The 21,803-nt window shown below is 55.2% G+C and carries 20 protein-coding genes; 15 read left to right on the plus strand and 5 right to left on the minus strand.

From position 1 onward, the window contains the following. Window positions 1–126 precede the first annotated feature (126 nt). The 3 genes from ydgH (at window position 127) to folM (ending at window position 3,400) form a co-directional block, all read left to right on the plus strand. Window positions 127–1,071: a DUF1471 family protein YdgH gene (ydgH, locus tag I6L58_RS02635; RefSeq protein WP_088207394.1), complete on the plus strand. Its 945-nt coding sequence runs from the start codon at window positions 127–129 to the stop codon at window positions 1,069–1,071. A gap of 184 nt (window positions 1,072–1,255) precedes the next feature. Then, window positions 1,256–2,638: an amino acid permease gene (locus I6L58_RS02640; RefSeq protein ID WP_088207395.1), complete on the plus strand. Its 1,383-nt coding sequence runs from the start codon at window positions 1,256–1,258 to the stop codon at window positions 2,636–2,638. A 39-nt stretch (window positions 2,639–2,677) separates the two neighbouring features. Then, window positions 2,678–3,400, plus strand: a complete 723-nt coding sequence (gene folM, locus I6L58_RS02645; RefSeq protein WP_088207396.1) for a dihydromonapterin reductase — start codon at window positions 2,678–2,680, stop codon at window positions 3,398–3,400. Here the strand turns inward: folM and I6L58_RS02650 are convergent. Beyond that, window positions 3,397–3,732 (minus strand): GlpM family protein, encoded by a 336-nt coding sequence (locus I6L58_RS02650; RefSeq protein WP_088207397.1) that lies wholly within the window; start codon window positions 3,730–3,732, stop codon window positions 3,397–3,399. The genes folM and I6L58_RS02650 overlap by 4 nt on opposite strands. Window positions 3,733–3,861: 129 nt before the next feature. Between I6L58_RS02650 and rstA the strand changes: the two genes are divergently transcribed. From rstA to tus, 4 genes are all read left to right on the plus strand, one after another. Further along, window positions 3,862–4,578, plus strand: coding sequence for a two-component system response regulator RstA (rstA, locus tag I6L58_RS02655; RefSeq protein WP_006174981.1), 717 nt, complete (start codon window positions 3,862–3,864; stop codon window positions 4,576–4,578). Window positions 4,579–5,109: 531 nt separating this feature from the next. Then, entirely contained in the window at window positions 5,110–5,481 is a 372-nt protein-coding gene (gene iraM / locus I6L58_RS02660) for an anti-adapter protein IraM (RefSeq protein ID WP_042319690.1), read from the plus strand. 148 nt (window positions 5,482–5,629) lie between these two features. Then, window positions 5,630–6,928 carry a two-component system sensor histidine kinase RstB gene (gene rstB, locus I6L58_RS02665; RefSeq protein WP_058608915.1) on the plus strand — a complete coding sequence of 433 codons (1,299 nt, stop codon included), beginning with the start codon at window positions 5,630–5,632 and terminating at the stop codon, window positions 6,926–6,928. A 73-nt stretch (window positions 6,929–7,001) separates the two neighbouring features. Further along, window positions 7,002–7,931 carry a DNA replication terminus site-binding protein gene (gene tus / locus I6L58_RS02670; RefSeq protein WP_042319685.1) on the plus strand — a complete coding sequence of 310 codons (930 nt, stop codon included), beginning with the start codon at window positions 7,002–7,004 and terminating at the stop codon, window positions 7,929–7,931. On the opposite strand, the gene fumC is transcribed toward tus, so the two are convergent. Continuing rightward, a complete protein-coding gene (gene fumC / locus I6L58_RS02675; RefSeq protein WP_058608916.1) occupies window positions 7,932–9,326 on the minus strand; it encodes a class II fumarate hydratase in 1,395 nt (464 codons plus the stop codon). Window positions 9,327–9,499: 173 nt separating this feature from the next. Beyond that, window positions 9,500–11,146: a class I fumarate hydratase FumA gene (fumA, locus tag I6L58_RS02680; RefSeq protein ID WP_006174975.1), complete on the minus strand. Its 1,647-nt coding sequence runs from the start codon at window positions 11,144–11,146 to the stop codon at window positions 9,500–9,502. Window positions 11,147–11,345: 199 nt separating this feature from the next. Between fumA and manA the strand changes: the two genes are divergently transcribed. Both manA and I6L58_RS02690 read left to right on the plus strand, forming a co-directional pair. Then, a complete protein-coding gene (gene manA, locus I6L58_RS02685) occupies window positions 11,346–12,521 on the plus strand; it encodes a mannose-6-phosphate isomerase (protein WP_088207398.1) in 1,176 nt (391 codons plus the stop codon). Window positions 12,522–12,620: 99 nt separating this feature from the next. Further along, window positions 12,621–14,147, plus strand: coding sequence for a YdgA family protein (locus tag I6L58_RS02690; RefSeq protein WP_088207399.1), 1,527 nt, complete (start codon window positions 12,621–12,623; stop codon window positions 14,145–14,147). 89 nt (window positions 14,148–14,236) lie between these two features. On the opposite strand, the gene I6L58_RS02695 is transcribed toward I6L58_RS02690, so the two are convergent. Further along, complete coding sequence (locus I6L58_RS02695; RefSeq protein ID WP_088207400.1) at window positions 14,237–15,265, minus strand: Mal regulon transcriptional regulator MalI; 1,029 nt, start codon at window positions 15,263–15,265, stop codon at window positions 14,237–14,239. A gap of 175 nt (window positions 15,266–15,440) precedes the next feature. Here I6L58_RS02695 and malX point away from each other — a divergent pair, with 175 nt between their 5' ends. The 3 genes from malX to add all read left to right on the plus strand — a co-directional run bounded on the left by malX (window position 15,441) and on the right by add (window position 19,352). Further along, window positions 15,441–17,033: a maltose/glucose-specific PTS transporter subunit IIBC gene (gene malX / locus I6L58_RS02700; protein ID WP_088207401.1), complete on the plus strand. Its 1,593-nt coding sequence runs from the start codon at window positions 15,441–15,443 to the stop codon at window positions 17,031–17,033. Window positions 17,034–17,080: 47 nt separating this feature from the next. Beyond that, a complete protein-coding gene (locus I6L58_RS02705; protein WP_088207402.1) occupies window positions 17,081–18,253 on the plus strand; it encodes a MalY/PatB family protein in 1,173 nt (390 codons plus the stop codon). Between the two features lie 97 nt (window positions 18,254–18,350). Further along, on the plus strand, window positions 18,351–19,352 hold the full coding sequence (gene add, locus I6L58_RS02710) for an adenosine deaminase (protein ID WP_058608921.1): 1,002 nt from the start codon (window positions 18,351–18,353) through the stop codon (window positions 19,350–19,352). A 44-nt stretch (window positions 19,353–19,396) separates the two neighbouring features. Here the strand turns inward: add and I6L58_RS02715 are convergent, their stop codons facing one another. Next, window positions 19,397–20,437: an oxidoreductase gene (locus I6L58_RS02715; RefSeq protein ID WP_088207403.1), complete on the minus strand. Its 1,041-nt coding sequence runs from the start codon at window positions 20,435–20,437 to the stop codon at window positions 19,397–19,399. A gap of 242 nt (window positions 20,438–20,679) precedes the next feature. Here I6L58_RS02715 and blr point away from each other — a divergent pair, with 242 nt between their 5' ends. The 3 genes from blr (at window position 20,680) to I6L58_RS02730 (ending at window position 21,780) form a co-directional block, all read left to right on the plus strand. After that, the gene (blr, locus tag I6L58_RS02720) at window positions 20,680–20,805 is read left to right on the plus strand and encodes a division septum protein Blr (RefSeq protein ID WP_171007377.1); all 126 of its coding nucleotides are present in this window, start codon (window positions 20,680–20,682) and stop codon (window positions 20,803–20,805) included. Window positions 20,806–21,037: 232 nt separating this feature from the next. Further along, entirely contained in the window at window positions 21,038–21,253 is a 216-nt protein-coding gene (ydgT, locus tag I6L58_RS02725; protein WP_006174966.1) for a transcription modulator YdgT, read from the plus strand. 86 nt (window positions 21,254–21,339) lie between these two features. Continuing rightward, on the plus strand, window positions 21,340–21,780 hold the full coding sequence (locus I6L58_RS02730; RefSeq protein WP_088207404.1) for a DUF2569 domain-containing protein: 441 nt from the start codon (window positions 21,340–21,342) through the stop codon (window positions 21,778–21,780). Window positions 21,781–21,803 lie beyond the last annotated feature (23 nt).

Here is a 21,803-nt window from a genome sequence, read left to right on the forward strand (position 1 = left end):
CACGCCGTGAGCACAGGCTGTGAAAAATGGCGCAGACAGCGACGGGTTTTAAATGCCATAATCGGGACCGTCTCAAATTAACAACAATACCAGTACATGGTTTGCGCAAGGCGAAGGATTATTTTTATGAAGCTTAAGAACACACTCCTGGCGTCCGCACTTCTTTCTGCGACCGCCCTGTCTGCGAATGCCGCGACAGAGTTAACGCCGGAGCAAGCGGCAGCGTTAAAACCTTTTGACCAGACGGTCATTGTGGGTCGTTACAACTCCATTGGCGACGCCGTTGCCGCCGCATCAAAAGCCGCCGATAAAAAAGGCGCAGCCTCGTTTTACGTCCTTGATCAATCCGATCAGGGCAACAGCGGCAACCAGCGCGTGACCATTGCGCTGTTCAAAGAAAATGCCCCGAAAGCGGACGCGCCGACAAACCGCGTCATTAACGGTATCGTAGAACTGCCAAAAGATCAGGCGATTGAGCTTGAGCCTTACGACACCGTTACCGTTCAGGGCTTCTATCGCAGCCAGCCTGAGGTGAATGATGTCATCACCAAAGCGGCGAAAGCGAAAGGGGCTTACGCGTTCTACATCGTGCGTCAGGTCGATGCAAACCAGGGCGGCAACCAGCGCATCACCGCATTCATCTATAAACAAGATGCGAAAAAACGCGTACTGCAAAGCCCGGATGCCATCCCTGCTGATTCTGACGCTGGTCGCGCAGCACTGGCGAAAGGCGGAGAAGAGGCGAAGAAAGTCGAAATACCGGGCGTTGCTACCTCTGCAGCCCCAAGCGCTGAAGTGGGTCGTTTCTTTGAAACGCAGACCACTAAAGGTGGACGTTACGCTGTCACGCTGCCGGATGGAACAAAAATTGAAGAGCTGAACAACGCCACTGCTGCACAGATGGTGCCGTTCGACAGCGTCAAATTCACCGGCAACTACGGCAACATGACGGAAGTCTCTTATCAGGTGGCGAAGCGTGCCGCGAAGAAAGGGGCCAAGTATTACCACATCACCCGCCAGTGGCAGGAACGTGGTAACAACGTCACCATCAGCGCCGACCTGTACAAGTAAGTAAAGGGTTTAGCAAAGGCGGCGCTGGCCGCCTTTTTTGTTACTTTTTTTCGAATTTCTGCCGCACATCATTGCATGCATTCGTGACACTCCGTAAAATCCCGCGCCTTAGTGTGATCCACCATTTTTATGCGCCTTAGCGAAATAATTATTCTGGATTTGGACCTTTCATAACAGGAAGCCAATGGAAAAGAAACTTGGCCTGAGTGCTTTAACTGCACTCGTATTGAGCTCAATGCTGGGCGCGGGCGTATTCAGTTTGCCGCAGAATATGGCGGCAGTCGCAGGCCCTGCGGCACTGTTGATTGGCTGGGGCATCACCGGGGTCGGGATATTATTGCTGGCCTTTGCCATGCTGTTGCTGACGCGTATCCGACCGGACCTGGACGGTGGGATATTCACCTATGCACGCGAAGGCTTCGGGGAGCTGATTGGCTTCTGTTCCGCATGGGGTTACTGGCTTTGTGCGGTCATCGCTAACGTCTCCTATCTGGTGATCGTCTTCTCTGCCCTCAGTTTCTTTACCGATACTCCAGAACTGCGTCTGTTCGGCGACGGGAACACCTGGCAATCCATTGTCGGTGCCTCGGTCCTGCTGTGGGTGGTCCACTGGCTGGTACTGCGCGGCGTCCAGACCGCGGCCAGCATCAACCTGGTCGCGACGCTGGCGAAGCTGGTGCCGCTAGGCCTGTTTGTTGTCCTGGCGTTTATCGCGTTTCGTCTTGACGTTTTCACGCTCGATTTCTCCGGCGTTGCGCTCGGCGTACCCGTCTGGGAGCAGGTGAAAAACACCATGCTGATTACCCTGTGGGTGTTTATCGGTGTTGAAGGTGCGGTGGTGGTCTCTGCGCGGGCGCGTAACAAGCGCGATGTTGGCCGTGCTACCCTGCTGGCCGTACTGGCGGCGTTGGGCGTCTATCTTCTTGTAACGCTTCTGTCGCTTGGCGTGGTTGCTCGCCCGGAACTGGCCGGGATGCGTAATCCGTCGATGGCGGGCCTGATGGTCAAAATGCTTGGTCCATGGGGTGATGTGGTCATCGCAGCCGGGCTGATTGTCTCGGTCTGCGGGGCATATTTGAGCTGGACGATTATGGCGGCAGAAGTGCCATTCCTGGCCGCAACGCACAAAGCGTTCCCGCGTCTTTTTGCCCGCCAGAATAAGAACAATGCGCCATCGGCATCGCTTTGGCTGACAAACATCAGCGTGCAGGTCTGTCTGGTGCTGATCTGGCTCACAGGTTCAGACTATAACACCCTGCTGACCATCGCCTCTGAAATGATTCTGGTACCCTATTTCTTAGTGGGTGCGTATTTGTTGAAAATTGCCAGCCGTCCGGCTCACTATGCGGTAGGTGTCGGAGCCTGTCTCTACGGCCTGTGGCTGTTGTATGCTTCCGGTCCTATGCACCTGCTGCTGTCGGTGGTGCTGTATGCGCCGGGTCTGCTGGTGTTTATCTACGCGCGTCGTACCCATCAGCTTGATAATGCGCTCAAACGCCGCGAGATGGTGCTGATCGGGCTGCTGTTAATGGCTGCCGTACCGGCAACGTGGATGTTAATGGGATAACGCTGTTTGTCCCGTTGTTGAACTGTAAAGGAAAACACGATGGGACAAACACCGCATCGCCCAATACTGATTACCGGCGCAGGCCGTCGCATCGGCCTCGCCCTCGCCCATCATTTCCTGAACCTCCGCCAGCCGGTGATCGTGAGCTACCGCAACGAATATCCCGCGATTGAGGAGCTGAGAAAATCCGGGGCAATTTGCATCCAGGCAGATTTCTCAACGGATGAGGGAATACTGGCCTTTGCTCAGACGGTGAAATCAACCACTCAGGGTCTGCGCGCCATCATTCATAACGCCAGCGCGTGGCTTGCTGAAAAGCCCGGTACATCGCTCAGCGACACGCTCTCCTGCATGATGCAAATCCACGTCAACGCCCCGTATCTGCTTAACCACGCGTTACAGGATTTACTGCGCGGCCACGGGCATGCCGCGGGTGACATTATCCACTTCACCGATTACGTCGTAGAGCGTGGTAGTGACAAGCACATAGCCTATGCGGCAAGCAAAGCGGCGCTGGATAACATGACGCGTTCGTTTGCCCGCAAGCTGGCCCCCGAAGTCAAAGTTAACGCCATCGCCCCGTCGATGATTTTATTCAATGAGGGTGACGACGCTGAGTACCGCCAGCAGGCGCTAAACAAGTCGCTGATGAAAATTGCGCCGGGTGAAAAAGAGATCATCGACCTTATCGATTATCTGCTCACCAGCTGCTACGTCACTGGCAGAACATTCGCCGTGGACGGTGGACGCCCGCTACGCTAGTGGAAGCGGCTCCAGAAGAAGATCAGCACCCAGGCGCTGAGCGCCCAGCATACCACTGCCCCGCTCAGCGCCAGAGGGAGACGAAGAAAGCCGGTGAAATACCACAGCGACAGCAGGTAGAGGAAATAAGGGATAATCGACCACATCCCGAAAACAATTGTACTGCGCAGCGCGTCATTGCCCCGCTCGGTGGCGACGATATAGTGCGCGATCAGCGCAAAGGTCGGAAACAGGGGAATTAACCCGGCAATATAGTAATTCTTCGTTTTTGCCAGCACGCCAATCAGTAACACCACCAGCGCGCCCAGCGCAGCCTTCATCACCAGCCCCATACTTTTTCCTATAACATTCAAGTAACAATGTCAGGCAGGATAACGAAACTGGCGTTAATAGTGAAAGAGTATATGGAAGGTTAAGGTTGTGCGGTGTATGTTGGCTTTTTTCGCGATAACAGACGCAGTATGAATAAGATTGTTTATGTAGAGGATGAACCCGAAGTCGGGCAACTGATTGCCGCTTACCTGGGTAAACATGATATGGACGTCATTGTTGAGCCTCGCGGCGACCGCGCCGAAGAGGTGATCTTGCGAGAAAACCCCGATTTAGTGCTGCTGGACATCATGCTCCCCGGCAAGGACGGCATGACGCTGTGCCGGGATCTGCGTGCGCAATGGGACGGCCCTATCGTCTTGCTGACCTCGCTCGACAGTGACATGAACCACATTTTGTCGCTGGAGATGGGGGCTAATGACTATATCCTCAAAACGACGCCGCCAGCCGTGCTGCTCGCGCGCCTGCGCCTTCATCTTCGCCAGCGAGCCAGCCAAGAACGCGAAGTGGCTGCATCATCCTTGACGCCGCATAAGACGATGCGATTCGGTACGCTCTCTATCGACCCCGTCAATCGTCAGGTACTGCTTTCCGGAGAGCCAATCGCCCTCTCAACCGCAGATTTTGACCTGCTCTGGGAGCTCGCGACGCACGCCGGACAGATCATGGACCGCGATGCGTTGCTCAAAAACCTGCGCGGCGTCAGTTACGACGGAATGGACCGCAGCGTGGACGTGGCCATTTCACGCCTGCGTAAGAAATTGCTGGATAACGCCACTGAACCTTACCGCATTAAAACCGTGCGCAATAAAGGCTATCTTTTTGCCCCGCATGCCTGGGAAACCTGATCCTGTTTATTTCAGCGCATTCAGAATCTACGCATTTTGAATGCGCATTGCCGGTTTTCACCTCTTATTCAGCCTGGCTCGTACAGGCCAGAATGTTCAAGCAAAACCGTTTTCATGTGTGGCAAGCGAAAATATTTCCGCGCGAAACCATCACTTCACGGTAAGATTAGTCCTAAAACCAACCTATATTACCTCGACAAAACCGCAACAGAAGTAACAATACCTGTCTATTATCCGCATGCTCTGTAACGCAAGCGAAAGAATATCTAATCAATTGATGTTTTCACATAGAATATATTTTGCATTTACTTTTCAACTTTATCGATCAAAATTCAGGCATTCAATTCGTAAAATCGTTAAATTTTTGTAAGCACATAAACCTGGCTTTAATGTTATCCCTATGAAAACAAAGGATAACCGTCCAAAAATTAAAAAATAGTGATCATTTTCAACAACTTAGATAATTGCCGAAATCTGAATCGCATGCTAAACCTTATAAGCTCAAAATTTTTTAATGGTAGAGGTACAGCGATGTCATGGAGAGTAATCAGCTCAATCATTTGTCCGAATACGGGAATTGTTTATTCGAGCATTTTGGGACTTAAGTTTCTGAAGCTGATCATCTGGTACGAAAGCGATGTGTATTTGTACCCTGGGGACAGAATATACCCAACAAAAAAGGGTGTGTTTATCAATGGAATTTATAGCCCTATCTCCTTATACAACGTGTCTCCTTATAACGAAATGCTGTGGAATGAAATCAAAAACAAGATGGCCTGCCCGTTCAATAAAAATCAGCACGAAGAAATATGCTCCTATGCGATGCATTGCAACGCACGAAAATGTCCACACGGATTTGCGACGAATCCATTAATTATGAGCACGAACCGCAACAAACATTAATCGTCCTGTCCGGTTGCAGGCGCACAGTGCAAGAGAGGCGTAGTCTTCTGGTACAGTGAGACCAGAAATGTTGTCAGCAGGCGTAAAGCCTGCTTTCATAGCAGCACACAGGTTGCTGGATCTGGGTCTTCTCGGTGGTGTGCCATTAATGAAAAAGCTTTTTGTGCAGTTTTATCTGCTGCTGTTTGTCTGCTTCCTGGTCATGACCATGCTGGTCGGTCTGGTGTATAAGTTCACCGCTGAACGCGCTGGCCGACAGTCGCTGGACGATTTAATGAAAAGTTCGCTTTACCTGATGCGAAGCGAACTGCGTGAAATTCCCCCTCACGACTGGGCAAAAACCCTGAAAGAACTGGATCTCAATTTGTCGTTTGATTTACGCATTGAGCCGCTGAAGAATTTTGATTTAGACGCGCCAGCCCTCCAGCGCCTGCGGGATGGCGATATCGTGGCGCTTGATGAAAAGTACACCTTCATTCAGCGCATTCCGCGCAGCCATTACGTACTGGCCGTTGGCCCGGTTCCCTATCTCTATTTTTTGCACCAGATGCGGCTGCTGGACATGGCGCTGCTGGCGTTCATTGCCATCTCGCTGGCCTTCCCGGTCTTTATCTGGATGCGTCCGCACTGGCAGGACATGCTAAAGCTTGAAACCGCCGCGCAGCGTTTTGGCGAGGGGCATTTTACCGAGCGCATTCACTTCGACAGCGGCTCCAGCTTCGATCGCCTCGGGATCGCCTTTAACCAGATGGCCGATAACATTAACGCGCTGATTGCGAGTAAAAAGCAGCTTATCGACGGCATTGCTCACGAGTTACGCACGCCGCTGGTCCGCCTGCGTTACCGGCTGGAGATGAGCGAAAACCTCACCGAGGCGGAGTCCCTGGCGCTTAACCGCGACATCGGTCAGCTTGAAGCGCTGATAGAGGAACTGCTCACCTATGCCCGGCTCGACCGTCCGCAAAACGAACTGCACCTCACTACGCCGGACCTGCCCGTCTGGCTGCAAACGCATATTGATGATGTGCAGAGCGTGAATCCCCAGCGCACACTGTTAACCGCCGTCACGCCAGGCGATTATGGTGCGCTGGACATGCGCTTGATGGAGCGCGTGCTGGATAACCTGATGAACAACGCGCTGCGCTACAGCGAGCACACTCTGCAAATCAGTTTAGATCTGCAGGGCAACCAGGCGAGCCTGACGGTTGAGGACGATGGGCCTGGCATTGCCCCCGATGAGCGCGAAAACGTCTTTGAACCTTTTGTACGCCTCGATCCGAGTCGCGATCGCGCCACGGGCGGCTGCGGTCTGGGGCTGGCGATTGTTCACTCAATTGCGCAGGCGATGGGCGGCACGGTGCGTTGCGATGACAGCCCCCTCGGCGGCGCGCGCTTCTGCTTTAGCTGGCCGGTGTACCACACTATCCCCCTTCCCGTCCCTGCCTGACCTAAACCGCACGCTGGCCTGACCGGGCGTGCTGTGCTATACCATAAGTATGTTGTAACTAATGAGAGTGATTATGGCGACTTACGATCTCATCGAACGGCTCAACGCCACGTTCCGGAGTATTGAGCATGAACTGCTGACGTTGACGGAACATTTACAGGCGTGTCGCCTGCTGGCGGCGCGCGTGTTTTCGCTTCCCGATGTGGCAAAAGGGGCGGAACACGACCCGCTGCAAACCATTGAGGTGACGCAGCACGTCGGCAAAAGTGCGCTGACGCTCGCGCTTCAGCACTATCGCCGCCTGTTTATCCAGCAACAATCCGAGCAGCGTAGCAGCAAGGCGGCCGTGCGCCTGCCGGGCGTGATCTGTCTGCAAACGGATACCACTACGCGTGAAGCGCTGGAGGCGCACATTCAGCGCATCAATGCCCTGAAAAACGCCTTTGAGAAAATCGTGACCGTGGAGTCCGGGCTGGCACCCGCCGCCCGCTTCGAATGGGTTCACCGCCAGCTACCGGGGTTAATTACCCTGAATGCGTACCGCACGCTCACGGCGCTGCGCCACCCCGCCACGCTCCGCTTTGGCTGGGCCAACAAGCACATCATTAAAAACTTCACCCGTAACGAGGTGCTGGACATGCTGGAGAAGAGCCTGAAAGCCCCGCGCACGGTCGCCCCCTGGTCGCGCGAGCAGTGGATAGAACGCCTGGAGCAGGAGTATCACAGCATCGCCTCGTTACCGGCAGATACGCGTCTTAAAATAAAGCGCCCGGTGAAGGTACAACCTATCGCCCGCGTCTGGTATTCGGGACAACAAAAGCAGGTGCAGTACGCCTGCCCAACGCCGCTTATCGCGCTTTACGACAGTGAGCAGGGGGCGGTGGTGCCGGACATTGGCGAACTGTTGAACTACGATGCCGACAACATTCAGCATCGCTATAAACCGCAGGCGCAGCCGCTGCAGCTGATCATTCCACGGCTGCACCTGTATGTGGCGACGTGATTACTTCATACTGCCGACCATCTCTTCCGGGCGGACCCAGCTGTCGAACTCGGCGTCCGTCAGGTAACCCAGCGCCAGCGCCGCGGCTTTCAGGGTCAGCCCCTCTTTGTGGGCTTTTTTGGCGATTTCAGCCGCTTTGTCATAGCCGATATGGGTGTTGAGCGCCGTAACCAGCATTAACGACTCATTGAGCAGCTGGCCGATGCGCTCGCGATTCGGCTCGATACCCACCGCGCAGTGCTCATTGAAGCTCTCCATGCCGTCCGCCAGCAAACGTACAGACTGCAGCAGATTGTGAATCACCATCGGGCGATAGACGTTCAGCTCGAAGTTGCCGGATGCGCCGCCCATGTTGACGGCCACGTCGTTGCCCATCACCTGACAGCAGAGCATGGTCATGGCTTCACACTGGGTTGGGTTCACCTTGCCCGGCATGATCGAGCTGCCCGGTTCGTTTTCCGGAATAGCGATCTCACCGATACCGCAGCGTGGGCCTGATGCCAGCCAGCGCACGTCGTTGGCAATTTTCATCAGCGATGCCGCCAACCCTTTTAGTGCGCCATGGGTATGAACCAGTGCATCGCAGGTCGCCAGCGCTTCGAACTTATTCGGCGCGGTGACGAACGCCTGCCCGGTGATGGCCGCCAGCTCCTCTGCCACGCGTACCGCATACTCCGGATGGGTATTCAGTCCTGTGCCTACCGCCGTGCCGCCTAATGCCAGCTCCGACAGATGCGGCAGGCTGTGTTCGATGTGCTTGAGATTGTGCTCAAGCATCGCCACCCAGCCCGAGATCTCCTGGCCAAGGGTCAACGGCGTGGCATCCTGCAGGTGCGTACGTCCAATTTTGACGATATCGCGGAACGCCTGCGCTTTTTCGTGGAGAGTGGTTTTGAGCACATTCAGCTGCGGGATCAGCTGCTCGCGAAGGGCGATCACCGCGGCCACGTGCATCGCCGTCGGGAAGACATCGTTAGAACTCTGGCTTTTATTGACGTCGTCGTTCGGGTGAACCTTGCGCTCCATCCCGCGAACGCCACCCAGCAGCTCGCTTGCCCGGTTCGCCAGCACTTCGTTCATGTTCATGTTGCTCTGGGTGCCTGAACCGGTCTGCCAGATGGCAAGCGGGAATTCGTCGGGATGTTGCCCCTTCAGCACTTCGTCTGCGGCGTCAATGATGGCACGGGCTTTCCCGGCCTCCAGCAGGCCTAAATCCTGATTAACTTTGGCTGCTGCACGCTTGGTCAGCGCCAGCGCCTGGATCAGCGAGACGGGCATTTTCTCGGTTGAAATGCGGAAATGCTCAAGCGAACGCTGGGTCTGCGCGCCCCATAGCTTGTCAGCCGGGACGTCGATTGCGCCCATCGAATCTTTCTCGCGGCGATGCGTTGTCATTACTTTCTCCTTGATTATCAAGATGGGATTGCTCACATGCTTAAGAGATAAGTATTGATAAGTATTGATGACTTCTGAGAAACGTTATGGCGCTTTGTGCGCTCTTTTTGATGTCGGGTGGCGGCTTCGCCTTACCCGACCCACGAGAATGTAGGCCGGGTAATGTAGTCAGACTACTTCACACACGCCGAACACTGGGAAGACTGGATCTGTTTGAAGAAGTCATTGCCCTTATCATCCACCAGGATGAACGCCGGGAAATCTTCCACTTCAATTTTCCAGATCGCTTCCATACCCAGTTCCGGGTACTCCACACACTCCAGGCTCTTAATGCTGCCCTGCGCCAGCACGGCTGCCGGGCCGCCGATGCTCCCGAGGTAGAAGCCACCGTGCTTGTGGCAGGCATCGGTCACCTGCTGGCTGCGGTTGCCTTTAGCGAGCATGATCATGCTCCCGCCGTTGGCCTGCAGCTGATCGACATACGAGTCCATACGGCCCGCCGTGGTTGGGCCTAACGAGCCGGACGCATAGCCTTCTGGCGTTTTCGCCGGACCGGCGTAGTAGATTGGGTGGTCTTTAATGTACTGCGGCAGCCCTTCGCCGTTATCCAGACGCTCTTTGAGCTTCGCATGGGCGATGTCACGTCCAACGATGATCGTTCCGTTCAGGGAGAGGCGCGTGGAGACCGGATACTGAGACAGTTGCGCCAGAATCTCGCTCATCGGACGGTTCAGGTCCACGTGAACCGCTTCCCCCTCGCCCGCCTTACGCAGCGATTCAGGGATATATTTACCCGGGTTATTCTCCAGTTTTTCGATCCAGATGCCGTCGCGGTTGATCTTCGCTTTGATGTTACGATCCGCCGAGCAGGAGACGCCCATGCCCACCGGGCAGGATGCGCCGTGGCGCGGCAGACGAATCACGCGAATATCGTGGGCAAAGTATTTCCCGCCAAACTGCGCGCCCAGCCCCAGATTCTGCGCTTCCGTCAGCAGTTCCTGTTCGAGCTGCACATCGCGGAACGCCTGACCATGCTCGTTCCCTTCGGTCGGCAGGCCGTCGTAGTATTTCGTCGACGCCAGCTTAACGGTTTTGAGCGTGCTCTCGGCTGACGTCCCGCCAATTACAAAAGCGATGTGGTACGGCGGGCAGGCCGCCGTGCCGAGGGTACGCATTTTCTCGACCAGATAGTTTTTCAGCTTGCCTGGGGTAAGCAGCGCTTTGGTCTCCTGGTAGAGGTAGGTTTTGTTGGCTGAACCGCCGCCTTTGGCGATGCAGAGGAATTTATACTCGTCACCGTCAACGCTGTAGAGGTCAATCTGTGCTGGCAGGTTGGTGCCGGTGTTGACCTCTTTATACATATCAAGCGCGGCGTTTTGCGAGTAGCGCAGGTTGTCTTCGGTATAGGTGTTATACACACCACGCGCCAGCGCGGCTTCGTCGCCGCCGCCGGTCCAGACGCGCTGGCCTTTCTTACCGGTGATAATGGCAGTGCCGGTATCCTGACAGGTAGGCAGAATGCCTTTGGCCGCAATATCGGAGTTTCGCAGGAACTGCAGCGCAACGTATTTATCGTTTTCGCTGGCCTCCGGGTCGCTCAGGATATCGGCAACCTGCTGCTGATGCGCGGGGCGAAGCATAAAAGAGGCATCGTGAAACGCCTGCTGCGCCAGCAAGGTCAGCGCCTGCGGATCCACTTTGAGGATCGCCTGGCCTTCAAACTCTGAGACGGAAACGTAATCGCGGGTGAGCAGGTAATACTCGGTTTGATCCTTGCTGAGCGGGAAAGGATCCTGATACTGGAAGGGTTTGTTCGACATTGTTCTCTCACTTACTGCTTGGGTCTGATTATGTAGGGCAGATGTTCCGCTGCCCGGCTTAAAAGCGAGTTAGCTTATCCTACACAATTTTTTAACAAAAACTGAGACTAGTACGACTTTTTACATCCGCAGGTTACTTCGGGGCGGTTTATTGCTTTAATACCCGCAGTTAATTCCACATTTGAATCAGGGCTTGATAATGCAAAAACTCATCAACTCAGTGCAAAACTACGCCTGGGGAAGTAAAACTGCGTTAACGGATCTCTACGGTATCGCGAATCCAGACCAACTGCCGATGGCAGAGCTGTGGATGGGCGCGCACCCGAAGAGCAGCTCAAAAATTGAGGACGCCAGCGGTCAGGTACGCAGCCTGCGTGACGCCATCGACGCCGATAAAACGGCCCTCCTTGGCGATAAAGTTGCCAGCCGTTTTGGCGAACTGCCGTTCCTGTTTAAGGTACTGTGCGCCGACCAGCCGCTTTCCATTCAGGTTCACCCGAACAAGAAAGCATCCGAAATCGGTTTTGCGAAAGAGAACGCGGCAGGTATTCCGCTGGACGCCGCCGAGCGTAATTACAAAGATCCTAATCACAAGCCGGAGCTGGTTTTCGCCCTTACCCCTTTCCTGGCGATGAATGCCTTCCGCGAGTTTTCAGAGATTATCTCTCTGCTGCAACCTGTCGCGGGTGCCAATAACGCCATTGCGCATTTCCTTGAAAACCCGAATGCGGAAGGCCTGAGCCAGCTGTTTGCCAGCCTGCTCAACATGCAGGGTGAGGAGAAATCGCACGCGCTGGCGATCCTCAAAGCCGCGCTGAACGACCAGCAGGGCGAGCCGTGGGATGCTATCCGCGTTATTTCTGAGTTCTACCCGGACGACAGCGGCCTGTTCTCTCCGCTGCTGCTGAACGTGGTGAAGCTCAATCCGGGCGAAGCGATGTTCCTGTTTGCCGAAACCCCACACGCCTACCTGCAGGGTGTGGCGCTTGAGGTCATGGCGAACTCGGATAACGTGCTGCGCGCCGGCCTGACGCCAAAATACATCGACATCCCGGAACTGGTTGCCAACGTTAAATTTGTGGCGAAACCCGCCGCCGAGCTGCTGACCCAGCCGGTGAAGAATGGCGCAGAGCTGGACTTCCCAATCCCGGTAGACGATTTTGCGTTCTCCCTGCACGATCTTAGCGCAGACGAAACCGCCATTGCGCAAGAGAGCGCGGCGATCCTGTTCTGTGTGGAAGGCGAAGCGACGCTGCATAAAGGCGAGCAGCGTCTGGCGCTGAAACCCGGCGAGTCGGCCTTCGTGGCGGCAAACGAGTCTCCGGTAAGCATTAGCGGTAAGGGCCGTCTGGCGCGCGTTTTCAATAAGCTTTAGGGACTTACTGAATTTTTTAACAACTCTTGCTAAGCTAGTAACAGGCGTTGTATCACCAGGCGGTTTTCACCGCCTGGTTTCATTTTAGGGATAATCGCAATGAAAAAATCGGTCGTAGCGGTAGGAGTGATTGTAGCTTTAGGCGTGATCTGGACGGGAGCTTCCTGGTATACCGGGAAACAACTGGAAAGCCGTCTGGCAGAGATGATGGCCCAGGCAAACAGCGAGATTAAGCGCAGCGCGCCTGAGGCAGGCCTGGAGCTGAGCTATCAGGACTATAAGCGTGGCGTCTTTACCAGCCATATGCAGGTGGTCGTGAAGCCGGTTGCCGGTAACCAGAACGCCTGGCTGAAACCGGGTCAAAGCGTCGTGCTGGACGAAGTGGTCAGCCACGGTCCCTTCCCGCTGGCGCAGTTGAAGACGTTTAATTTGATCCCATCCATGGCATCAGCACGAACCGTACTGGTTAATAATGAGGTGACGAAACCGCTGTTTGATATGGCGAAAAACACCTCTCCGTTTGAGATCAATACCCGCATCAGCTATGCCGGAGACACCCGCTCCGATATCGACCTGAAAGCGCTGAACTATGAAAAAGGCACCGATAAAGTTGCCTTTAGCGGCGGTAATTTCCAGCTTGATGCCGATCGTGACGGTAAGAATGTCTCCCTGACCGGGGATGCAGAAAGCGGCCTGGTGAATTCCGTCAATGAATACAACCAGAAGGTCCAGCTTACTTTCAATAACCTGAAAGCCAGCGGCAACAGCCGGATGACCGATTTTGATGAGCGTATTGGCGACCAGAAACTGAGCCTTGATAAAATCGCCATTGCGGTTGAAGGCAAAGAGATGGCCGTGCTGGAAGGCATGGATCTGGACGGCAAATCCGATGTGTCTAAAGACGGCAAAAGCATCAATACGCAGCTGGACTACAGCCTGAAAAGCCTGAAAGTGCAGAATCAGGACCTGGGTACCGGAAAACTGTCGCTGAAAATCGGCAATATTGACGGTCAGGCGTGGCACGAATTTAGCCAGAAATACAGCAAAGAGAGTCAGGCCCTGCTGAGCGATGCTGCGCTGCAACAGAATCCGCAGGCTTACCAGCAGCAGGCGATGGCGGTGCTGTTTAATAACCTGCCGATCCTGCTGAAAGGCGAACCGGTAATCACCGTTGCGCCACTGAGCTGGAAAAATGGCAAAGGCGAGACCAACTTCAATCTGTCGCTGTTCCTGAAAGATCCGGCCACCGCGACGGGTGAAGTACAGACGCTGGCGCAGGAAGTGGATCGCAGCGTGAAGTCACTCGACAGCAAGCTGACAATCCCGATGGATATGGCTACCGAGTTTATGACGCAAATTGCGAAGCTCGAAGGCTACGGCGAGGACGATGCGGGCAAACTGGCTAACCAGCAGGTGAAAGGCCTGGCGGCAATGGGCCAGATGTTCCGTATCACGAAGGTGGAGGACAATACCATTTCCACCAGCCTGCAGTACGCGAACGGCCAGGTCACCCTCAACGGCAACAAAATGCCGCTGGAGGACTTTGTGGGTATGTTTGGTATGCCGACGCTGGGTATGCCTGAACCGGCTACGCCAGCGCCCGCTCCGGCGGTACCGCAGCAGTAAATGTTAAAACCCCTCGCATGAGGGGTTTTTTCTTGCCGGATGACACCTGCGCCTCAACCGGCCTGTAGATCCGGGCCGTGCAAGCGCAACTACTTCGCCGTCACCAGCCGCGCCGCCACAATCTGGTGTCCGGCCTGGACATCGGTATTTTCGATGCGCTGCATGATCCTGTCCGCTAGGGTATACCCCATCTCACGCGCAGGAGTCGTGGCCCAGACAATCGGCAGATCGTCGAGTGCGTTCTCCCCGACATCCGCAAAGGCCCCCAGCGCCACCTGATGCCCAAAGAACGTTTCAACGCCGCCCTCACCGCTCTGGCGACCGGCGCGGATCAGGCCGAACCAGGCACCCATCGCAATCACATCGTTATAGCAAATCACGGCGCTAATGGTTGGGTTACTGCGCAGCAGCGTCCCCATCGCTTCCGCCGCGCGCTTTTGGCTGGATTCGCACTCCACGACCCACTCGCTGTGGAACGGCAATCCGTATTTGATGAGCGTAGCGCAGTAGCCGCCGACCCGCTCGGCACGCGTCAGGGACGAACTTTTACCGCCCAGCCACGCGATACGCTGGTGTCCACGGCGGATAAGATGTTCGGTCAGCATTTGTGCCGCCTGCATGTTGTCCGGGCGCAGCGTATCCGCCTCATCGAGATAACTTGCGCGCGAGGCAATCACCAGCGGAACGCCTTTTTCGGCGGCGCGCTCGCACAATTCACTGCCCACGCCCGATGCGCCCGCGACGATAACCCCATCAACGCCCTGGGTCAGCAGCATGTCGAGCCTGGAGAGCAGCTGTTCTGGCTCGCGCCCGCCGTGAAGCAACAAGACCATCCGCCCCTGCGCCTCAAGCGCTTCGGTTAGCCCGGCGGTCAACTCGGCGTAAAACGGCGAGGTCAGGTCACGCACGATCAAACCAATCACCCCACTTTGCCCTCCGCGCAGCGCCGAGGCCTGGCGGTTACGCACAAACCCGAGCTGCTCAACGGCCTCGTTGACGCGCTGACCCGTCGCAGACGAGATGCGACCTTTCCCGCTCAGCACCAGTGAAACGGTACTCACGGAAACGCCCGCCGCGAGCGCGACATCGTTGATGGTGACTTTTTTCGCTACAGCCATGGGTTGGCGAAACTCCCTGAAATGAGATCGGTAAAACGTTTTATCAATACATTCTCTTTATACTACCAGCTAAAGCCTGAGAATGTGATTTAGCGCGCACAAAAATTTGATAAAACGTTTTATCTTCTCGCAGCATTGAAGCAAGTCATTTATTTTATCATTAAGGAGTCGTTTTATGACGGCGAAAGCAGCACAAAAAATATCGCTGTGGGAATTTTTCCAGCAACTGGGTAAAACCTTTATGCTGCCCGTGGCACTTCTCTCTTTCTGCGGGATTATGCTCGGGATCGGCAGCTCGCTCAGCAGTCACGATGTGATCACGCTGATCCCCTTCCTTGGCAATCCTGTGCTGCAGGCGATCTTCATCTGGATGAGCAAGGTCGGCTCCTTCGCGTTCAGCTTCCTGCCGGTGATGTTCTGTATTGCCATCCCTCTCGGCCTGGCGCGTGAAAATAAAGGCGTTGCGGCATTCGCAGGCTTTGTCGCCTATGCAGTGATGAACCTTGCGGTTAACTTCTGGCTGACCGCGAAAGGCATTCTGCCTACCACCGACGCTGCGGTATTGAAAGCGAACAACATTCAGAGCGTGATCGGCATTCAGTCCATCGATACCGGGATCCTCGGTGCGGTCATTGCGGGCGTGATCATCTGGATGCTGCATGAACGCTTCCACAATATCCGTCTGCCTGATGCCCTGGCGTTCTTCGGCGGTACGCGCTTTGTTCCGATTATCACCCTCGTCGTCATGGGTCTGTTTGGCCTGATTATTCCGCTGATTTGGCCGGTCTTCGCGATGGGTATCACCGGCATTGGCCGCATCATTAACGGCGCGGGTGATTTTGGACCGATGATCTTCGGTACCGGTGAGCGCCTGCTGCTGCCGTTTGGCCTGCAGCACATCCTGGTGGCTCTGATTCGCTTTACCGAAGCGGGCGGCACCATGGACGTGTGCGGACATGACGTTAGCGGCGCGCTGACCATCTTCCAGGCGCAGCTGAGCTGCCCGACGACGCACGGTTTTTCTGAGAGCGCCACGCGCTTCCTGTCACAGGGTAAAATGCCTGCCTTCCTGGGCGGCCTGCCTGGTGCTGCGCTGGCAATGTACCACTGCGCACGCCCGGAAAATCGTCATAAAATTAAAGGCCTGCTGATCTCCGGCGTGATCGCCTGCGTTGTTGGCGGTACCACCGAGCCACTCGAATTCCTGTTCCTGTTCGTCGCGCCGGTGCTGTATCTCATTCACGCCGTGCTGACGGGTCTTGGCTTCACCGTGATGGCCGTGCTGGGCGTGACCATTGGTAACACCGACGGCAACGTTATTGATTTCGTGGTGTTCGGTATTCTGCACGGTCTGTCCACCAAGTGGTATCTGGTGCCGGTGGTGGCAGCCATCTGGTTCGTGGTGTACTACGGTATCTTCCGCTTCGCCATCACCCGCTTTAACCTGAAAACGCCGGGCCGTGATACGGATAACGCCACCAGCGTTGAACAGGCGGTCGCGGGCACCGTGGGCAAATCCGGCTATAACACCCCTGCCATTCTGGCGGCGCTGGGCGGTGCGGATAACGTCACCTCGCTGGATAACTGCATCACCCGTCTGCGTTTGTCGGTGGCGGATATGTCTAAAGTCGACACTAACGCATTGAAAGCCAACCGGGCGATTGGCGTGGTACAGTTAAATCAGCACAATTTGCAGGTGGTTATCGGCCCGCAGGTCCAGTCCGTGAAAGACGAACTGGCTACCCTTATGCGGACAGTCGAAGCGTAATGCCAACCCCCTCTGCGTGAGGGGGTTTTACTTTAAGGATCGACGTTATGTTTGATTTTTCTACCGTCGTGGATCGCCACGGCACCTGGTGTACTCAGTGGGATTATGTTGCCGACCGTTTCGGGGCCGCGGACCTGCTGCCGTTCACCATCTCGGATATGGATTTCGCCACGGCGCCCTGCATTACCGACGCACTGCATCAGCGCATCAACCATGGCGTGTTTGGCTACAGCCGCTGGAAGAATGATGAATTTCTGGCCGCCGTGGCTCACTGGTTCCGGCAGCGTTTTAACAGCCAGATCGACACCGATACCCTTGTGTATGGCCCGTCGGTCATTTACATGGTGTCGGAGCTGATTCGTATCTGGTCTCACGCCGGAGACGGCGTGGTTGTACATACCCCCGCCTACGATGCGTTTTATAAAGCAATTGAAGGTAACCAGCGCCGCGTTGTGCCTGTCGCCATGCAAAAAACGCCAGAGGGCTGGCAGGGCGATATGGCTGCGCTGGAAGCGGCGCTGTCCCAGCCGCAAAACAAAATACTGCTGCTGTGCAGCCCGCAGAACCCGACCGGTAAGGTGTGGACGCGCGACGAGCTGGCCCACATGGCGGATCTCTGCGCGCGCTATGACGTGGCGGTGATTAGCGATGAAATCCACATGGATATGGTCTGGGACGAAAATCGTCATACGCCGTGGAACGAGGTCGCTCGCGGAAAATGGGCATTGCTGACCTCAGGCTCGAAAAGCTTCAACATTCCGGCACTGACCGGCGCTTACGGCCTGATAGGTGACGATTTCAGCCGGGAGGCTTATCTCAGCGCGCTAAAAGGCCGGGATGGACTCTCTTCCCCTTCGGTGCTGGCCCTGACCGCGCACATTGCAGCGTACCAGCAGGGTGAACCCTGGCTTGACGCGTTGCGCAGCTATCTTGAGCAAAACCTGCACTATGTCGCGCAGGAATTGCACCGCGCATTTCCGAATTTAGGCTGGCAGCCGCCCGACGCAACCTATCTCGCCTGGATCGACTTGCGTCCACTGGCTATTGATGAACATGCACTGCAAAAGGTGCTGATCGAGCAGCAAAAAGTCGCCATCATGCCGGGATATACCTATGGCGAAGAGGGTAAAGGATTCGTGCGCCTCAATGCAGGGTGTTCACGCAGCAAGCTGGAGCAAGGCGTTCAGCGGCTGATCAACGGCATCCGATCTCTGCGGTAATTCGTTTGCGCAACGGAATTTTCCCTTGCGCAAATAGCTTTTTACCCCGTTTTGTTTTTATAATGTGTCGCACTTTAACCAGAAAAAGAGTGCGACCATGATTGATACACGCCTGCCATTAACTGATATTCATCGTCACCTTGACGGTAACATTCGTGCCCAAACCATCCTCGATCTTGGCCGCCAGTACAATTTAACCCTTCCCGCTCACACGCTGGACGCGTTGATCCCGCACGTGCAGGTCACCTCAAACGAACCTGACCTGGTGAGCTTCCTGAGCAAACTGGACTGGGGGGTGAAAATGCTGGCCTCGCTGGACGCCTGTCGCCGTGTGGCATTTGAAAACATTGAAGACGCCGCCCGCAACGGCCTGCACTATGTCGAACTGCGCTTTTCGCCGGGCTATATGGCCATGACCCACGGCCTGCCCGTTGACGGTGTGGTTGAAGCCGTTATTGCTGGCGTCCAGGAAGGCTGTAAAGCCTTTGATGTCCAGGCTCGTCTGATTGGCATCATGAGCCGTACCTTTGGGGAAGCCGCCTGTCTGCAGGAACTGGACGCGTTGCTGGCGCATCGTGACCAGATCACCGCCATCGATCTGGCCGGTGATGAGCTGGGCTTCCCCGGCAGCCTGTTCCTCTCCCACTTTAACCGTGCGCGCGATGCGGGCTGGCACATTACGGTTCACGCGGGTGAAGCAGCGGGCCCGGAAAGTATCTGGCAGGCTATTCGCGAGTTGGGCGCAGAGCGTATTGGTCATGGTGTGAAAGCCGTTGAAGACCGTGCTCTGATGGATTTCCTTGCTGAGCAGCGCATCGGGATTGAATCCTGTCTGACGTCCAACATCCAGACCAGCACCGTGGCGACGCTGGCGCACCATCCGCTGAAAACCTTCCTTGAGCACGGCGTACTGGCCTCGCTGAACACCGATGACCCGGCGGTACAGGGTGTCGATATCATTCACGAATACTCGGTCGCCGCCCCACAGGCTGGCCTCAGCCGCGACCAGATCCGTCAGGCCCAGATTAACGGACTGGAAATGGCCTTCCTGACGCAGGAAGAGAAGCAGGCGCTGCGCGATAAAGTGGCGCACGCGTAAGCCCTCTGCCGGGCAGCGCTGACGCGTGCCCGGCCAACAAAACATTAAGCCAGACAGAGCGTTGCGCGATGTTTGGCAGATTCCATTCCCAGCTCGATAAGCTCCATAATTTGTATCGCCTGGCTCGCCGGCACCGGATTCTCGCCGTTGCCGTTTAACGCATCGCGTACGGCCGCGTAATATGCCGGATAGTTACCGGGCAGCGTCAGCAGGGTCTCTTCCACCAGCGCTTCCCCTTCCACGCGGCTCAGCACCCCATCGCGCATATCGTAGCCCCAGTCCTCCTGCGGTAACCGCTCGCCGTTTTTGAGGCGTTCTTCCTGCGGATCCAGACCAAATTTAACGTAGCTTCCCCGCGTGCCATGAACGATATAGCGTGCAGACTCCGCCGCCGCCAGCATAGTGGCGTGAAGAATGACACGGCGCTGCGGGTAGCTAAGAATGGCATGAAAGTAATCTGTGGTCTGCGCCCCGGGCCGGAGCTGCGCCAGATCGACGGTCATGCTCACGGGCAGGCCAAAGAGATTCACCGCCTGATCGAGCAGGTGCGGAGCCAGATCGTACCAGATGCCGCTCCCCGGCCCCGCCTGCTCGCGCCAGCGGTCACGCACCTGAGGGCGAAAACGATCAAAGTGGGATTCAAACGAGGCGATTTCCCCAAGCGTGCCTTCCGCGATCAGCGCTTTGACGGTGAGGAAATCACTGTCCCAGCGGCGGTTATGAAACACCGACAGCAGCCGCCCGAGACTGCGCGCAAGCGCGTCCAGCTCTCGCGCCTGTGACAACGTCACGGTGAAGGGTTTATCCACCACCACATGCTTACCCGCGTCGAGCGCGGCTTTTGCCAGTGGGAAGTGGGTATCGTTTGGCGTGGGAATCACAATTAAATCGATATTGGGGTCATTAAACAGATGCTTAGGCTCAGAAACCACCGGCACCACAGGCCAGTCGGCATTCACTTTGGCTGCATCGCTGCTTGAAATTGCCGCCAGGGACATGCCGGGCGTACCGGCAATCAGCGGCGCGTGAAATGTTTTACTCGCGTACCCATACCCAATAAGGCCGACACGGATGTTTTCACTCATAGTGCTACCCTCTCACGTCATGAACGTATTTCACACTGGCTTTATGCGCGTCCGGCAGCGTAATTCCGTATCCCTTCACTAAAAATAGCATCCTGTGCCGGTAGTCTTTGTTAAATAAATGTAACCTAATGAGAGTGGATACGGGAACGATACCCAAACCCCTTGCCGACTCGCATGACGCGCTGTAACATTCGTCATCTGTATTTAAGGATAAATTACAAACGCGAATTATGACGTCAATTATTAATCGAATCATTGAATTAGCAGGATGGATTGTCCTGGGGGTTTCGGTCATTTTGCTCGGCGTTGCCAGCCACATTGATAACTACCAGCCTCCGGAGCCTGTCGCTGCCGTGCAACCGAAGTAGCCTGCCCGCCCGCCGGTGAGTGACATAATGTGTCAGTGGCATATTGCCAGCCGTGGTGAACAAGGTTAACCTCTCTTCCAGGCATCATCTGATGCCTGATTCTTTCTTTAAAGAAAACTCCTAATTTCGTCGCATTACCTGAGTGGGCAGTTTACGTCTTTATTAATCCGTTTATTATCCGAACGAATTACCTTCAGAGGTATTACTCACTTTTATATGGAAACTTATTAAAATGACAGTTCAGGACTATTTATTAAAATTTCGTAAAATCAATTCGCTTGAGAGCCTGGAAAAACTGTTTGACCATTTGAACTACACGCTGTCAGATAATCAGGAAATCATCAATATGTACCGCGCAGCCGATCACCGTCGTGCTGAACTGGTCTCCGGCGGCCGTCTCTTTAACGTCGGCGAAGTGCCTAAGTCGGTATGGCGTTACGTACTATAAGAAGGTAGCCATCCGCGCGAAATGTTATATACTCTCCGCCCTGCAAATCTCTGTAGAACATTTCGCGCAAACTCATCGGAGAGAACATGACCGCATCGGCTGGTGAAAAAATTGGAGGCTGGTTAATCGCCCCCCTGGCATGGCTGCTGATTGCCTTATTAAGCGCCTCGCTGGCGCTGCTGCTTTATACCACTGCACTGATTACGCCTCATGCCATTCAGACCCTGATGTCGCAAAGTGTGCTTAATATTACCCTGTGGTTCGTGTCGTTCGTTTTCGCAATTGCCATGTGGTACTACACGCTGTGGCTGACCATTGCCTTCTTTAAGCGTCGTCAGAGTGTGCCCAAACACTACATTATCTGGCTGCTCATTTCCGTGCTGCTGGCGATCAAAGCCTTTGCTTTTTCACCGGTTTCCGACGCGCTGGCGGTTCGCCAGTTGCTCTTTCCGCTTTTGGCGGCGGCGCTTCTGGTTCCCTATTTCAAGCGTTCAGCGCGTGTGAAAAAAACCTTCGTTAACCCGTAATAACCTTACAGTTAACCTGTTGT

It is taken from the genome of Enterobacter cancerogenus, assembly GCF_019047785.1.
In the GTDB taxonomy this organism is placed as follows: Bacteria; Pseudomonadota; Gammaproteobacteria; order Enterobacterales; family Enterobacteriaceae; genus Enterobacter; species Enterobacter cancerogenus.